The sequence below is a fragment of the Pseudomonas sp. KH_046_2 genome, from assembly GCF_057838985.1.
The window spans coordinates 1055313-1070320 of record NZ_CM174480.1 but is presented as its reverse complement, the minus strand read 5'-3'; the positions used below and the strand labels follow the sequence as shown (position 1 = coordinate 1070320).

The following is a 15008-nucleotide window of genomic DNA, read 5'->3' as shown; positions in this document are numbered from 1 at the left end:
CTACTGGCGATAACACGCCATGCCATTGCCCAAGTCCACCGCCAGGCAGTCGCCCTTGACCTCCAGCTCCAGGGTTTTGAAGACCCCGGACAAATCGCGCATCTGTGCGGGGTTGACGCGTTCATCCCACATCAAGTCGATTGCCCGGCTGTCTGCCATGACATCGAACCATTGCGGGCTCTGATCGTTGCTCAACTGCACACCGAGTTTTTTCAGGATCTTGCCCGCGGGTGCCGGCATGAGCAATTGCTGTTGCCGCGAATCCGTCCAGCGTTGCGACGCTTGTGAACCGTCATCGAACGACCAATAGATATCCACAGGCTTGATCGCCGGCGGTTGGGCAGTCACGCCGTAGAGCAGCGTCAGGATGTAGTTGTGATCAATCTGCGCCAGCGCTTTGGGTGCGTTGCGAAAAAGCTGTTGCGACTGCGTCAGGCCAAGCTCATCCGGTTTGTCATAGGTCATTTGCCCGCTCGTGCGATCAACCTTCCAGCTCAAGGAAAGGGTGCGTGTCTGGGGAGCAATGGCAAACCATTGGGGCGGTTGCTCGGCACTGCTTTGCAGGCCAACCCGGGTCAGGGTTCGCTGGTCGGAATACGGCAGGTAAAGCTGCCGGCCCACCGCGTTATTCCACAACAATTGGGCGGTCGGCCCCTGGTTGAACTCGAACGACACCATCACCGGTGCGATGCTCGGCACGGGGCTGGAGCGGGCGTAACGCAGGTTCAGCACATAGTGGTTTTGCGCCTGCTTGAACTGGCTGCCGCCGTCGGGCTGATGCGCGTCTTGCAGGTCTGCCAGACTGTGGGTACGAGTTAAATTGAACAGCAGGTTTTCAGCGGGCGGCTCGACCGCGTCACTGCTCAAGGTCAGGGTGTTGTCGACCAGCTTCCAGCGACCTTTGGCGGCGCCTTCGGCACCGGCATACTCGATCATGGCTTCAAAGGTGTTGTCCGGCGCCAGCGACAGCCTGGAGACGATTTCCCTGGCCTGCAGCGTGTAGTGCCCGGCAATGCCCGGTGTCTGCGTTGCAACATTTACGCCTGAAGCCATGCCCAACGTCATGAAAAACGCAATTCGAACCCACACCTGATGGAGCTCCTTCCCCTTGAGTGAGGGTCGATTCTGTGGGTTATCCCGGTGGGACGCCAGCGAATGAAGATGAAATTTCGCAATGCACACGAACTGGATCTGACTCGGATCCTGATCATCGGTAATTCCGGTTCTGGAAAGAGTTGGTTGGCCGAGCGAATGGCCAGGCAGTTGAAGGCACCATGGGTCGATCTGGATTCGATTCACTGGCTGTCGGACGAACATAGCCTCGCCCGCCCCCGCTCACAGGCACGGGGTCTGGCGCGGATCGCGGCCGAAGAGGAGCGCTGGGTGATTGAGGGGGTTTACGGCTGGATCGTCAGCGAAATCCTCCACCGCGCCACGGCGTTGATCTGGTTGTGTGTCGATGACGAGGATTGCGTTGCCAACATTCGCCAGCGGGAAACACAGGATGGTGAACGGTTGGTGGCATTGCTGGAGTGGGCGGGCAACTATCGCACGCGTGAGGATTCAAGTGGATTTGCTGCGCATCAGCGGTTGTTCGAAGGGTTTGCCGGATCCAGGATTCAACTGATGGATAAGAAAGAAATCACCGACTTCGTCTCGCAAGTCGGAGTGATACCGATCAGTTAGGACGCAAACCTGTGGGAGCGAGCTTGCTCGCGATAGCGGAATGTCTGTCAACGACGATATTGACTGTGTAATCGCCATCGCGAGCAAGCTCGCTCCCACAGGTATTGCGATGCCCAACGAGCGTATTTCAAGCCTCTTTCACCACGCCACTCACCCCTCTGACAATCATCTCCACCTCCCGCTCATCAATGGTCAGCGGCGGTAGCAGGCGAATGGTTTTGCCCCGCGTGACGTTGATCAGCAAGCCGTGATCCCGGGCGGCGATCAGGCTCAGGTCGCGGATCGGTTGCTTGAGTTCGATGCCGATCATCAGGCCCTGGCCGCGGATTTGTGAGACGTTCGGGTTGCCCGCAAGCTCTGTGCGCAATCTTTCGAGCAGGCGTTCCCCCTGAAGCCGGGCGTTTTCCAGCAGGCCTTGTTCTTCAACGATATCCAGCACGGTGCATCCGACCCGGCAGGCCAACGGATTACCGCCAAACGTGCTGCCGTGGCTGCCCGGCGTGAAGAGTTCGGCTGCCTTGCCACGGGCCAGGCAAGCACCGATGGGCACGCCGTTGCCCAGGCCTTTAGCCAGGGTCATGACGTCCGGGACGATGCCTTCGTGCTGGAACGCGAACCACTGGCCGGTGCGGCCGATGCCGGTCTGGATTTCATCGAGCATCATCAGCCATGAGCGCCGGTTGCACAGTTCGCGCACGGCCTTCAGATAGCCCGCTGGCGCCGGCTGCACGCCGCTTTCGCCCTGGATCGGCTCCATCAGGATCGCCACGATCCGCGAGCCAAAGGCCTGTTGCACCTTGTCCAGCGCGTCGAGGTCGCCGAACGGCACTTTGACGAAATCCCCCGGCAACTTGTTGAAGCCCAGGCGTACCGCCGGGCCATCGCTGGCCGACAAGGTGCCGAGGGTGCGGCCATGGAACGCGTTCTCCATGACCACCACCAGCGGCTGCTCGATGCCTTTGTGCCAGCCATGCAGCCGGGCGATTTTCAGGGCGGTTTCGTTGGCTTCGGCCCCGGAGTTGTTGAAGAACGCCCGGTCCATGCCCGCCAGCCGCGTCAGTTTCTGCGCCAGCCGTTGTTGCCAGTCGATGCTGTAGAGGTTCGAGGTGTGCAGCAGCAACCCGGCCTGCTCAGTGATGGCGGCGACGATTTTCGGGTGGGAGTGGCCGACATTGGTCACCGCCACACCGGCGACCGCATCCAGGTATTCGCGACCGGCCTGATCCCACAGGCGAGTGCCCAGGCCCTTGTTGAAACTCAAGGCCAAGGGTTGGTAAGTGCTCATCAGGCAGGCGGCGGTCATGACATCAAGCTCCAGCAAGGGTCGGTGTTTTTGCAGTATGGTTAGCCACCCGAGCTGGATAAACGCCGAAAAACTTCAATCATTTAAAAGCAGAGCTTGATAATGGATCTGTTCCAGGCAATGACCGTCTACGTGAAAGTGGTGGAGACCGGCAGCATGACCGCCGCCGCCTTGCAGTGTGAGATGTCCACGACCATGGTCGGCAATCACCTCAAGGCCCTGGAACAACGGCTGGGTGTGCGCCTGCTCAACCGCACCACACGGCGCCAGCGGCTGACCGAGTTCGGCACCGCGTATTACCAGCGCTGCCTGGAAGTGTTGGGGTTGGTGGCCGACTCCGAGCGATTGGCCGAGCAGGCGCTCGACGAACCGAGCGGCATCTTGCGCATCACCGCGCCCTTGACCTTCGGTACCGAGCGTTTGGCACCGGCACTGAGTGAGTTCTGCCGGCAAAACCCGCGGGTGAAACTCGACGTGGTACTGACCAACCGACGCCCGGATCTGCTGGAAAACGGTCTGGATGTAGCTTTTCGCCTCGGCGCGCTGGAGCCCTCGAACCTGATCGCCCGCCCGCTGATCGACTACACCCTGACCATGTGCGCGTCACCGGACTATCTGGCCCGTCGGGGCACACCGCAAACGCCGGAAGACCTGCGACACCACGACTGCCTGTCCTTTGCCTATCCGGCCGGCGATGACTGGCAATCGGTGCAAAAGGAATGGCGCCTGGCAGGTCCCGATGGCGAAGTCAGCGTGGGGGTCAGCGGGCCGATGCTGATCAACAGTTCGGCGGGTTTGCATCAAGCGGCGCGCACCGGCATGGGCATCGTGATGATGCCCGACGCCTTGGTCGAGCAGGACCTCAAGGACGGAAAGCTGCTGGCCCTGATGCCCGATTACTGCCCGCCCAGCCGGCCGATGCACCTGGTCTATGCCCAGGATCGCCACCGTTTGCCGAAACTGCGGCGCTTCGTCGAATTCGCCGTACAGAGGTGGGGCAAGCACCCGTCGGCCGAATAGGCCATGCATTCGTTGATCGCCATTTACATCCCCGCCTTCACCAGCACCGGCTGTTCCTGATAACGATTCGGGTAAAGCTGCTTCAACTGCGCGACCTTCGGCAAGTCGTTGATCACGATGTACGGATAGGTCGGATGCTCGGTCAGGAAATCCTGATGTTCCTCTTCCGCTGGGTAGAAGCCGTTGAAGGTTTCAAGCTTGGTCACGATCGGTTTGTCGAAGGCATGGGCGGCGTCGAGCTGGGTGATGTAGGCCTGTGCGACCCGCTGCTGCTCGGCACTTTTGGTAAAGATCGCCGAACGATATTGGGTGCCGCTGTCCGGTCCCTGGCGGTTGAGTTCGGTCGGGTTGTGCGCCACTGAAAAGTAGATCTGCAGCAAGGTGCCGTAGCTGACCTGGCTCGGATCAAACGTCACTTCGACCGATTCCGCATGGCCGGTATTACCGCCGCTGACGCGCTCGTATTGCGCGGTATTGGCCGCCCCGCCCGCGTAGCCGGAGACAGCGTTCTTCACACCTTTGACATGCTGGAACACCCCTTGGACGCCCCAGAAGCAGCCGCCGGCGAACACGGCGGTTTCGCTGCGGGCCTGGGTGGTTTCGTCGAGGGCAGGCGGTGGAAGGATTACCCCCTCTTCGGAGCCACCGAAGGAGAAGGCCGAGCATTGGCTGATGATGCCGGCAGCCGCCAGCCCCAACAGGGTACGGCGCCAGGTAAAGAGGGTTTTCATGGTGCGAACTCCTGAAGCGTTGATAGTTATCAGCCGAAGGTGAAGGCGTAAGCCGACGCACCCGGGTCAAGAAACTCGATACTGAAGGTCCGGTCGGTCACGCCGCCGCTCTGGCGCACCAGTTGATACAAGCGCTGGTCGGTCACGGTGCCGCTGCCATCGGGGGCCACGTCCATGCCGTGGGCATCGCCGGGGGCCTTGCCGTCGATCAGCACCTTGAAGCGCACCGGCTTGCCATCGGCGCCAGGGCCGAGCACCAAATGCAAATCACGGGCGTGGAAGCGATAGACGATGCGACTGGCCGGCGCGCTGGCGGTGGCCCGCTCCGGGCCGACATGCCACTGGCCGCCCAGGCTCCAGTCGTTGAGGGCCAGTTGCGCCGGCGGGTTGTAGGTCGCGACCTTGTCCGGCACCAGCGCGGTTTCCGGTACGAAATGCTCAGCGCGCTGGTAGCCGACATAGGTTTCCGGCGACTGCACGGCGTCCTTGTCCGGGGCCATTTGCACACCGTCGGCCTTGGCACTGATCAGCCCGTCCGCGACCTTGGCCGCCCCCGCCTCGCGCAGCAATTGCTGGATGACTCGCTCCGATTCAGCGTACTTGCCTTCGCCGAAGTGGTGATAACGAATGCGTCCCTGGGCGTCGGCAAAGTAATGCGCCGGCCAGTACTCGTTGTTGAAGGCGCGCCAGATCTTGAACTCGTTATCGATGGCCACCGGGTAGTTGATGCCCAGGTCTTTCATAGCCTTGGTGACGTTGCTGACGTCGCGCTCGAAGGCAAACTCGGGTGCATGCACGCCGATCACCACCAGGCCCTGATCACGATATTTTTCGGCCCAGGCTTTGACATAGGGCAGCGAACGCAGGCAGTTGATGCAGGAGTAGGTCCAGAAATCCACCAGCACGACCTTGCCTTTCAATGCCTGGGCATCGAGGGGTGGCGAGTTGAGCCATTGCACGGCGCCCTCCAGCGGCGGCAGGTTGCCTTCGACCGGCAAGGTGCCCGGGGTTTTGTCAGCCACTTGCACCGCACCCTCGGAGGTCGAGTTTTGCGCCATCATCGCCCCGCTGTTACGCGGTAACTTGCCGGACAGTTTCTCCACCAGCGCTTGCTCGATACCACCGGTCGACGCCGTGGAGAGCCGCGCCAGAACGCCCGTATCCAGTCCCAGGGCGATCGCCGCCACACCGGCCAGCATCGCCGCACCCAGGCCGCGACGCAGCCATTCGCCCGCACCGATGGAGCGTTTCATCGCGCTGAAGACTTTGCCGCCCAGCAACAAGGCCAGCGCGAGGGAAGTGGCTGCACCGACGGCATACGCCAGCAGCAAAAAGCTGGTTTGAATGCTCGCGCCTTGCAGCGCCGCACCGGTCAACAGCAAACCGAGGATCGGCCCGGCGCAGGGCGCCCACAGCAGGCCGGTGGCCACGCCGATCAGCAACGAAGCACCGGGACGTGGCCGCGCATCGGCGCCCGCCGCTTCCGACAAACGACTGCCCGCCGCCACCAGCGGCCGGGTCAGGCGCTCGGCCAGTTGCGGCAGCAACAACGTCAGACCGAACAACGCGACGAACACCAGCGCCAGCCAACGCCCGTACTGATTGAGTTGCACCACCCAGCCACCGCCCACCGCCGCCAATGTCGCGACCAGCGCGAAGGTCAGCGCCATCCCCACCAACAGCGGCAATCCGCTTTTGACGAAGGGTTGCCCGGTGCGGGCGAAGACAAACGGCAACACCGGCAGAATGCACGGGCTGACAATCGTCAGCACACCACCGAGATAAGCGAGGACCAGCAGCCACATGGCGATTACCTGCAAAAAGTGAGTGGAAGGGAATCACACCGCCTTCGGTATGAATTTCATCGCCAGGCCGTTCATGCAGTAGCGCAGGCCGGTGGGTTTCGGGCCGTCGTCAAAGACATGGCCCAGATGCCCGCCACAACGCCGGCAGTGAACCTCTTCGCGGACCATGCCGAACGCACGGTCCTGGCGGGTCGCCACGGCCTTGTCCAGCGGTGCCCAGAAACTCGGCCAACCGGTGCGGCTGTCGAACTTGGTCGCTGAGGAAAACAGCGGCAGGTCGCAACCGGCGCAGGCGAATGTGCCTTCACGGTGCTCGTTGTTCAGTGGGCTGCTGTAGGCCCGTTCGGTGCCTTCTTCGCGAAGGATGTCGTACTGCTCGGCGCTCAGGATCGTGTGCCATTCGCTGTCGCTGTGGGTCACTTCGAATACCTCCGCTGCGCTGGCCTCACTGATCAATGCCGAGCCTGTGGAAAACTTCGGCAACAGGCCGATTGCCAGGGCTGTCACCCCCAGCCCGCCGCTCGCCACAAGAAATTGCCGTCGTGAAAACATGTTCGTCTCCAAAAAATCCAAGGGTTTTTCATAGAACACAGCCTAGGCTTTGGGTGATCGCCAAATCCTCACGGGAAGTTAAACAATTCGTGATAACTCAGACCCCGAAAAACCCGCACAATGCCAGTGCAAATGTAGGAGCGAGCCTGCTCGCGATGGAGGTCAACGATGACGCGGGATACCTGACGCCCCGCGGCGTCCTCAGGTTTTTCGCGAGCAGGCTCGCTCCTACAGTGGCATTTCGCACAATGCGCCCATTGCGCCGAAGGATTGAGCTGTATGGAACAGACCAAACGCGTCCTGGTGGTCGAGGACGATATGCATATCGCCGACCTGATCTGCCTGCATCTTCGCGATGAGCAGTTCGAGGTGGTGCACAGCGCCGATGGCGATGAAGGCATGCGCCTGCTGCAGCAAGGCAACTGGGACGCACTGGTCCTCGACCTGATGCTGCCCGGTGTCGACGGCCTGGAAATCTGCCGCCGCGCCCGTGCCATGGCCCGCTACACGCCGATCATCATCACCAGCGCGCGCTCCAGCGAAGTGCACCGGATTCTCGGCCTGGAACTGGGTGCCGACGACTATCTGGCCAAGCCCTTTTCCATGCTGGAACTGGTGGCCCGGGTCAAAGCATTGCTGCGCCGGGTCGATGCCATGGCGCGCAACCTGAAGATGGACGCCGGCAGCCTGCTCACCGACGGCCTGGCCATCGACCCGATCACCCGCGATGTGTCTCTCGACGGACGGCGCCTGGACCTCACGCCCCGGGAGTTCGACTTGCTGTATTTCTTCGCCCGCCAGCCCGGCAAGGTGTTTTCGCGCATGGACCTGCTCAATGCCGTGTGGGGCTACAGCCACGAAGGCTACGAGCACACGGTCAATACCCACATCAACCGCCTGCGAGCCAAGATCGAGGCCGACCCGGCGCAACCGGTGCGTATCCTCACGGTCTGGGGTCGTGGCTACAAATTCGCCACAGGCGAGGAGCCGCAGCCATGAGGCTGACCCTGACGCAACGCCTGTCCCTGGTATTCGCCGTGCTGCTGCTGGTGTGCTGCGGCACGTCGGCGTGGTTGCAGGTGCGCTCCAACCAGATGCATGAGCAGGAAGTGGTGCAGGGCTTGTCCCGGGACCTGGCGCAGCACATCGCCAGTGACACGGTGCTGATGGACACTCAGGGCCTGATGCCCAATGCCGTGCGTGACCTGTTCAGCAAACTGATGCAGGTCAACCCGAGCGTCGAGGTGTACCTGCTCGACACCGAGGGCAAGATTGTCGGCAGCGCCGCGCCCGAGGGCCGGATCCGTCGTGAGCGGATCGACCTGGCGCCGATCCAGCGCCTGTTGCGGGGCGATGCCCTGCCGATTTTCGGCGACGACCCGCGCAGCGTCGATGCACGCAAGGTGTTCAGCGCTGCGCCGCTGAAGGTCGACGGCAAGCCGGTCGGTTATCTCTACGTGGTGTTGCTCGGTGAGGATCACGACCGCCTGGCCGAACGCGGTGCAACCAGCGCGGCGCTCAACACAGCGCTGTTGTCCATCGGTTTGGTGGCGCTGCTATGCCTGATTGCCGGTCTCACGGCGTTTGCCTTGATTACCCGGCCGTTGCGCCGCCTGACCGAAACCGTCAGCCAGTTCGACATCGATGGCGTCCCGGTGACACCGGCCCTGCCTGTTGCGGTGGAAAAAGCCGCCAGCCACGATGAAATCGCTGTGCTCGATGCGGCGTTCCGGCAGATGCAGACCCGCCTGGGCGAGCAGTGGCGTTCGTTGACCCGCCAGGATCAGGAGCGCCGCGAACTGGTGGCGAACATCTCCCACGACTTGCGCACGCCGCTGGCCTCGTTGCACGGTTATCTGGAAACCCTGTCGCTCAAGGACGCCACGCTGTCCCCTGCCGACCGTCGTCGCTACCTCGGCATCGCGCTGGACCAGAGCCGCAAGGTCGGCGGTCTGGCGCAGTCGCTGCTGGAACTGGTGCGGCTGGAGCACGGTTTCGTGCAACCGGTGCTGGAACGCTTTTCCCTGACCGACCTGGCCCAGGACATCTTCCAGAAATTCGAACTCACCGCCGAAGCGCGCAAAGTCGAACTCAAGGCCACCTTCGCGCCTAACGCCTCGGCGGCCTGCGCGGACCTCGGATTGATCGAGCGGGTGCTGACCAACCTGTTCGACAACGCCCTGCGCCATACCCCGACCGGTGGCGAGGTCGAGCTGGGCCTGCGCCCGCAAGGCTCATTCATCGAAGTCACGGTCAGCGATACCGGCCCCGGCATTGCCCCGGAACTGCGCGAAGGGCTGTTCCTGCGCCCGTTCAATATCGGCGGTGCACGACGTGATGGCGGGCTGGGGCTGCGGATCGTGCATCGCATCCTGCAATTGCACGGGTGCGAGATTCAGGTGGTCGATGTGCCGGGGCGCGGGGCGACGTTCCGGTTTTCGCTGCCGATCGACGAGGAAACGGCGACTGCGTTGGCGGTGCGGTCGATGAACCTCAATACACCGAGGCAGGCCTGACGGACCGAGGCGCCTGCATCGCGGGCAAGCCACGCTCCCACAGGGTTAACGGGTGTACGCAAGATCTGCGAACAACCCAAACCACTGTGGGAGCTTGCTCGCGATGAGGCCAGCCAAAACATCCGAAGTCTTCGGTGTGTTCACCCACGCTCATCCTTGACGATGCAATCCTCCAGACCTTGCCCCAGTGCTTTCCAGCCGTCAAAGCCTCGGCGTGCGATGAACACCAGACGCGTGGAGCTGGCCTGGGCCTCATCCACTGCCGGGGAAAACTGACTGCGCGTGCCGACATGTTGCAACCAGTGCGCCGTGCTGCCCGGTGTCAGCATCACCAACCCTTTGACTCGGAACACATCGCTGGGCAGCGCCTTCAACCAGCCACGCAAGCATTCGACGTCGAGGGCCGCGTTGCGCTGCCACAACCAGCTGCTGAACATCTCGCCGTGGTCGCCATCGGCCACCCGCGTCAGCGGTTTCAGCGCCCGAGGTTCAAGGTCAAGGTCGGTGTCCAGCCACAGCGCATCGGGCAATTCGGCCTGCACACTTTCATGCACGCGAGTCCGGGCGCCCAATGCCTCGCGCAGCGTCCGCAACTGTTGTTCATCCACCAGATCGGTCTTGTTCAGCAACAGCAAATCGGCGGCCGCCACCTGCGCCCGGGCCAGCCGCGCGTACTCGCCGTCGAGTTGCAGATGACGGGTGGCATCGACCACGGTAATCACCATGTCCAGCTGCATCTGGCTGCGCAGCTGTGGATAAGCCAGGGTCTGCACGATGCGCTGCGGATCGGACACGCCGCTGCACTCGATGACGATGCGCTCCAGTCGCGGTTCTAATTGAGCAAGGCTGCCCAGTTGCGCCAGCAGGTCTTCCTGCACGGTGCAGCAGATGCAGCCGTTTTGCAGGCTGTACACCGCGTCGGTGACTTCGGAAACGATGGCCGCATCAATGTTCAGCTCACCGAAGTCGTTGACGATCACCGCCAGCCGACTGCCTTCGGCACGGCGCACCATGCGGTTGAGTAGCGTGGTTTTGCCGGCGCCCAGAAACCCCGAGACGACGGTCACGGCAATGCGTGGAGAAGTCATTCTGCCTTGCCCTCCAGCACCGGTGGTTCGCCCTGCCACACCGCCTTGAGGCCCAGGGCTTGCAGCGTCGAATGGCGGTCGTAGACCAGTTGCCCTTCAACGAAGGTCAGCAGCACCTGGGTCTTGTGGATGTAGTTGCGCGCCGGCTCGGCGAACAGGTCGCGGTCGATGACGATCAGGTCCGCCGCCTTGCCCACTTGCAGGCTGCCGGTGCTGTGTTCCAGGCCCATGGCCACGGCGCCGTTGCTGGTGATCACGGTTAGCGCCTGTTCGAGGCTGATCGGGTCGCCGAAGCAGGCCGGGTCGTCGTTCCACGGGTTCTGCCGGGTGATCATGGTTTCCAGCGCCAGCCACGGGTCGATGGACGCCACCGGCCAGTCGGTGCCCATCACCGCGGTGCCACCGGCGGCGAGCACGCCTTTGAAATCGTAGATGCGCTTGAGTCGCTCCTGACCGTAGCCGGAGCGCGCACCACTGGCGAATGGTGTCGGGTACCAGGCGGCCGGGGAAAACTCGGCGATGACATTCAGTTCCTTGAAGCGCGGCAGGTTGCCCGGATGCAGCAAGGTGCTGTGGGCGCACTGGTGGCGTACGCCGCTGAAACCGTTGCGACGACGGGCCTCGGCCACGGCATCGAGGAACACGTCCGACGCACCGTCGCCGGTGCAGTGGGCAATCACGCGGATGCCCTTGCGGTCCATGTCCACCACCATGTCGGTGATGTGTTCCGGGGTCAGGTTGAGCTTGCCGCGCCAGCTCGATTCCTGCGGCCACGGGGTCAGCAGGTACGAAGACTTCGGCTCGACCGTGCCGTCGAAGTGGAACTTCACCGCGTTGGCGCTCAGGCGTGCGCTGCGGTAGTAGTGACGTTCGCCCGCCAGCAATTCCCAGCGACGACGCACCGGGAAAATGTCGTCCTGCCAACTGATCGCCGCTTCGATGCGCACGGTCAGTTCGCCGCTGTCGTCCAGTTCCTTGAGGGCCTGCAAGCGCTGTTCGCAGACATGCACGTACTTGCTCGCCGTGACGCCGCGCGAGCTCTGGAAATGCACGCCATCGCGATAGGCGCGGCGCAGCACGCTGACCGGGGTCGGCGGCATGGCTGCGTGGATCATCGCGTAGGCGCCGTCGATCATCAGGCCGGTGGGTTCGCCGGTCAGTTCGTCACGCTCGAAATAGCCGTTGCGCGGGTCGCAGGTGTTGCCATCGATGCCGGCCAGTTCCAGGGCCTTGGAGTTGACCATCATGGTGCCCCACATGCGGTCGAGCAGCGCCACCGGACGGTCCGGCATGACGCTGTCGAGCCAGGCGCGGCCCGGGGTCAGGCCAGCTTCGCGGAAGGTGTAGCGCACCCAGTACTGACCGTAGATCCAGCCGTCGCCGGGATGGCTGTCGGCATAGGCGAGGATGCTTTCGCGCAGTTGTTCCGGGGTCGGGTCTTCGATGCCGACGTCAAGATCGTCGCTGTAGCGCGGCGCCAACGCTAGGTCGGGGTGAGTGTGCATGTCGTGCAGGCCGGGCATGCAGAACGCGCCTTGCAGGTCATGCACGCGGGTGTTCGGGCCCTTGAACATCTCGATCTGGCCGAGCCTGGCGACACCGATCAACTTGCCGTCGCGGATGGCCACGGCCTCGGCCCACGGGTTGGCCGGGTCCTGGGTATAGATACGCCCATTGGCAAGGATCAGGTCGGCATAGGTCCCCTGCACGGAATGGGTAGAGGAAAAGTTATCGGACTCAGCCATGTAAGCCACCTTCGAGTTCAGGAGATTGAAAGGTCCACCGGGCGCCAGGCGGGTCGGGAACCTGAAAAACTGTTGTTGTTTTAGTCAGCAGGAAAGGTCGCGGGCAGCCCCCGGTTTGAGGGTGGGCCTGACCGGCCGATGACAATTAGCGCTAGTATTGTTGAATCAACCGATACAACAATCGATTTTTTTTGGCCTGACTGTTCGATTTACATCACCATATGGAAAGCCACCGGTGATCGGTGTCTGCAGGCCTTTCTTCCACCTTTGAACGGGATGATTTATGCGATTTCCTTCGATGACAGCCCTTCGTGCGCTGGATGCGGTTGCCCGCACAGGCAGCGTGTCGGTCGCGGCCCGTGAACTGAACCTGACCCGCAGCGCCATCAGCCACCAGATCAGCAAGCTGGAGGAATGCGTCGGCTTCGCCCTGACCGAACGGATTGGCCGCGGCATTGGCCTGACGTACCAAGGCGAGCGCTATGCACGGGAGGTGCACGGGATTCTGCTGAACCTGCTCGATGCCGGGCAGTTGATCGACGATCAGGAAATCTCCGGCCGGCTGTGCGTCAGTTGTGCGCCGGGGTTCGCCACCTATTGGCTGTGCCACCACATCGGTGCGTTTTTGCGGCAGTACCCGCAAGTGCAGTTGCAGCTGATTTCCCCGCGCACGCCGGACGACACCAACAACCCCAACGTCGACCTGTTCATCGCCTACGGGATTGGCGACTGGCCGGAAATGAATGTTGAAGAGATTGTGGCTTTGCGCTTCTTCCCGGTGTGCAGCCCACGCCTGATCAACGCGCTAGGCGGACTGAAAAACCCGCAGGAGCTCAGCACTTACCCCTTGCTGCACATGACCGACTACTCGGACTGGCGCATCTGGCTGACCGCCGCCGGCGCTTCGGGGGTCAATGCGTTGAGCGGCATCCTGTTCTCCGATGCCCACTGCGCACAGTCCGCCTGCATTGCCGGCCAGGGCATCGCCATCGGCGACAACCTGATCAGCGGCGATGCCTTGTCCAAGGGTTTGCTGGTGCGGCCGTTCGACATCAGCATCGATCTGCACCGTGGTTACTACCTGGCCACCGACCCGCAAAAGGCGGACCGCGCGGTGGTCCAGGCCTTCAGCAACTGGGTCAAGACGCAGCTGCAGTCGTCCCGCCAGACCTGGCAGGACACCCTGTAACAACGCATCCCCCTGTAGGAGCGAGCTTGCTCGCGAAAAGCCAGAGAGCACCGTTGTGTGTCAGGTTTTTCGCATCATCGTTATCGACCATCGCGAGCAAGCTCGCTCCTACAGAGGCCGTGTTAATTGGGTAATTAAACTAACCAATACGGGCAAAATAATTCCATTGATGTAGCGATACTTTTAACAATAATGAACCCAAAGCCCATTTCGGATTCACATCCGTCCTCGTACGTCATATGGGCAATAAAAAGAGGAACCTCATTGTGTCCAGCCGTTCAGCGATCCAGCTCAGCGCTCAAGGTATCAGCCAGTATTACGGCCGTTTCGCGGCGCTGGATAACGTCGACCTCGATGTTCGCCAAGGCGAATTTCTGACCCTGCTGGGTCCGTCCGGCTCGGGCAAGACCACCTTGCTGATGATACTGGCCGGCTTCCTCAGCCCGACATCGGGCAAGCTGATGGAGCAAGGCGTCGACATCATCCGGCGCAGCGCCGAGAAGCGGAACTACGGCATGGTGTTCCAGGGTTATGCGCTGTTCCCGCACATGACCGTCGCCGAGAACGTGGCCTACCCGCTGCGCATCCGCAAAGTCCCGGCCGAAGAACGCAACCGCCGGGTCAAGCACATCCTTGAAGTGGTCGGCCTCGGTGCGCACATGCACAAAAAGCCCGCCGAGATGTCCGGGGGCCAGCAGCAGCGCGTGGCGATTGCCCGGGCGCTGGTGTTCGAGCCGGAACTGCTGCTGCTCGACGAGCCACTGTCGGCGCTGGACAAGAACCTGCGCGAACAGCTGCAAACCGAGTTGCAACGCATCCACCGTCAGGTCGGCACCAGCTTCGTGTTCGTCACCCACGACCAGAACGAAGCGTTGGCATTGTCCTCGCGCATCGCGATTTTCAACCACGGCAAGCTGACCCAGGTCGACACCCCGGAGAACATCTATAACCGTCCCGAGAGCCGTTTCGTCGCCGAGTTCCTGGGCAAGATGAACCTGTTCCCGCTGGACAACCTGACCCGTAACGGCCAGACCGCCAGCGGCCACTGCGGCACCAGCTTGTTGCACGCCGTGGCACCTAACGCCTTGAGCAAGGCACCGATCGTGCTGGCCGTGCGCCCGGAGCACATGGAACTGCACAGCGAGTGCCCGACCACGGAGGGCTACAACGTGATGCCCGCGCAACTCACCGACAAGGTTTATCAAGGCTCCAGCACCCATCTGGCATTGAAGGTCGGCGGGGATACGTTGCCGATCAACTTGTCCGTGCCGGGTAATCACCCGGGCGCACAGATGCCCAGCGGTGCTCCGGTGTGGCTGAGCTGGCCGGTGCAGCAAAGCTTCCTGCTACAGGCCTGAAACCCCAAAACTGCG

Annotated in this window: 13 protein-coding genes; 6 read left to right on the top strand and 7 right to left on the bottom strand. The window is 62.2% G+C overall.

Annotated elements, in window-relative coordinates; translation table 11 throughout:
- Positions 1–1089: a hypothetical protein gene (locus tag AC3IX1_RS04835; protein WP_489387334.1), complete on the bottom strand. Its 1089-nt coding sequence runs from the start codon at positions 1087–1089 to the stop codon at positions 1–3.
- A gap of 96 nt (positions 1090–1185) precedes the next feature.
- Between AC3IX1_RS04835 and AC3IX1_RS04830 the strand changes: the two genes are divergently transcribed.
- The gene (locus tag AC3IX1_RS04830; RefSeq protein ID WP_489388687.1) at positions 1186–1686 is read left to right on the top strand and encodes a P-loop NTPase family protein; all 501 of its coding nucleotides are present in this window, start codon (positions 1186–1188) and stop codon (positions 1684–1686) included.
- Between the two features lie 127 nt (positions 1687–1813).
- Here AC3IX1_RS04830 and AC3IX1_RS04825 read toward each other — a convergent pair whose 3' ends face one another.
- The gene (locus AC3IX1_RS04825; RefSeq protein WP_489387333.1) at positions 1814–2989 is read right to left on the bottom strand and encodes an acetylornithine transaminase; all 1176 of its coding nucleotides are present in this window, start codon (positions 2987–2989) and stop codon (positions 1814–1816) included.
- Positions 2990–3091: 102 nt separating this feature from the next.
- Between AC3IX1_RS04825 and AC3IX1_RS04820 the strand changes: the two genes are divergently transcribed.
- Positions 3092–4009, top strand: a complete 918-nt coding sequence (locus AC3IX1_RS04820; protein WP_489387332.1) for a LysR family transcriptional regulator — start codon at positions 3092–3094, stop codon at positions 4007–4009.
- A gap of 23 nt (positions 4010–4032) precedes the next feature.
- Here AC3IX1_RS04820 and msrA read toward each other — a convergent pair whose 3' ends face one another.
- The 3 genes from msrA to msrB are packed head-to-tail and all read right to left on the bottom strand — an operon-like array spanning position 4033 to position 7097.
- Positions 4033–4740 (bottom strand): peptide-methionine (S)-S-oxide reductase MsrA, encoded by a 708-nt coding sequence (gene msrA, locus AC3IX1_RS04815; RefSeq protein ID WP_489387331.1) that lies wholly within the window; start codon positions 4738–4740, stop codon positions 4033–4035.
- Between the two features lie 29 nt (positions 4741–4769).
- Positions 4770–6545, bottom strand: coding sequence for a cytochrome c biogenesis protein DipZ (locus tag AC3IX1_RS04810; RefSeq protein WP_489387330.1), 1776 nt, complete (start codon positions 6543–6545; stop codon positions 4770–4772).
- Between the two features lie 33 nt (positions 6546–6578).
- A complete protein-coding gene (msrB, locus tag AC3IX1_RS04805; protein ID WP_489387329.1) occupies positions 6579–7097 on the bottom strand; it encodes a peptide-methionine (R)-S-oxide reductase MsrB in 519 nt (172 codons plus the stop codon).
- A 279-nt stretch (positions 7098–7376) separates the two neighbouring features.
- Between msrB and AC3IX1_RS04800 the strand changes: the two genes are divergently transcribed.
- Entirely contained in the window at positions 7377–8096 is a 720-nt protein-coding gene (locus AC3IX1_RS04800) for a response regulator transcription factor (protein WP_056728524.1), read from the top strand.
- Positions 8093–9613, top strand: coding sequence for a sensor histidine kinase (locus tag AC3IX1_RS04795; protein WP_489387328.1), 1521 nt, complete (start codon positions 8093–8095; stop codon positions 9611–9613). Before AC3IX1_RS04800 ends, AC3IX1_RS04795 begins: the two co-directional genes overlap by 4 nt.
- A gap of 140 nt (positions 9614–9753) precedes the next feature.
- Here AC3IX1_RS04795 and AC3IX1_RS04790 read toward each other — a convergent pair whose 3' ends face one another.
- Positions 9754–10701, bottom strand: a complete 948-nt coding sequence (locus AC3IX1_RS04790) for a CobW family GTP-binding protein (protein ID WP_489387327.1) — start codon at positions 10699–10701, stop codon at positions 9754–9756.
- Entirely contained in the window at positions 10698–12446 is a 1749-nt protein-coding gene (locus AC3IX1_RS04785) for an amidohydrolase (RefSeq protein ID WP_489387326.1), read from the bottom strand. Before AC3IX1_RS04785 ends, AC3IX1_RS04790 begins: the two co-directional genes overlap by 4 nt.
- A gap of 283 nt (positions 12447–12729) precedes the next feature.
- Here AC3IX1_RS04785 and AC3IX1_RS04780 point away from each other — a divergent pair, with 283 nt between their 5' ends.
- Both AC3IX1_RS04780 and AC3IX1_RS04775 read left to right on the top strand, forming a co-directional pair.
- Complete coding sequence (locus AC3IX1_RS04780) at positions 12730–13635, top strand: LysR substrate-binding domain-containing protein (protein WP_489387325.1); 906 nt, start codon at positions 12730–12732, stop codon at positions 13633–13635.
- A 266-nt stretch (positions 13636–13901) separates the two neighbouring features.
- Positions 13902–14993 carry an ABC transporter ATP-binding protein gene (locus AC3IX1_RS04775; RefSeq protein WP_489387324.1) on the top strand — a complete coding sequence of 364 codons (1092 nt, stop codon included), beginning with the start codon at positions 13902–13904 and terminating at the stop codon, positions 14991–14993.
- Positions 14994–15008 lie beyond the last annotated feature (15 nt).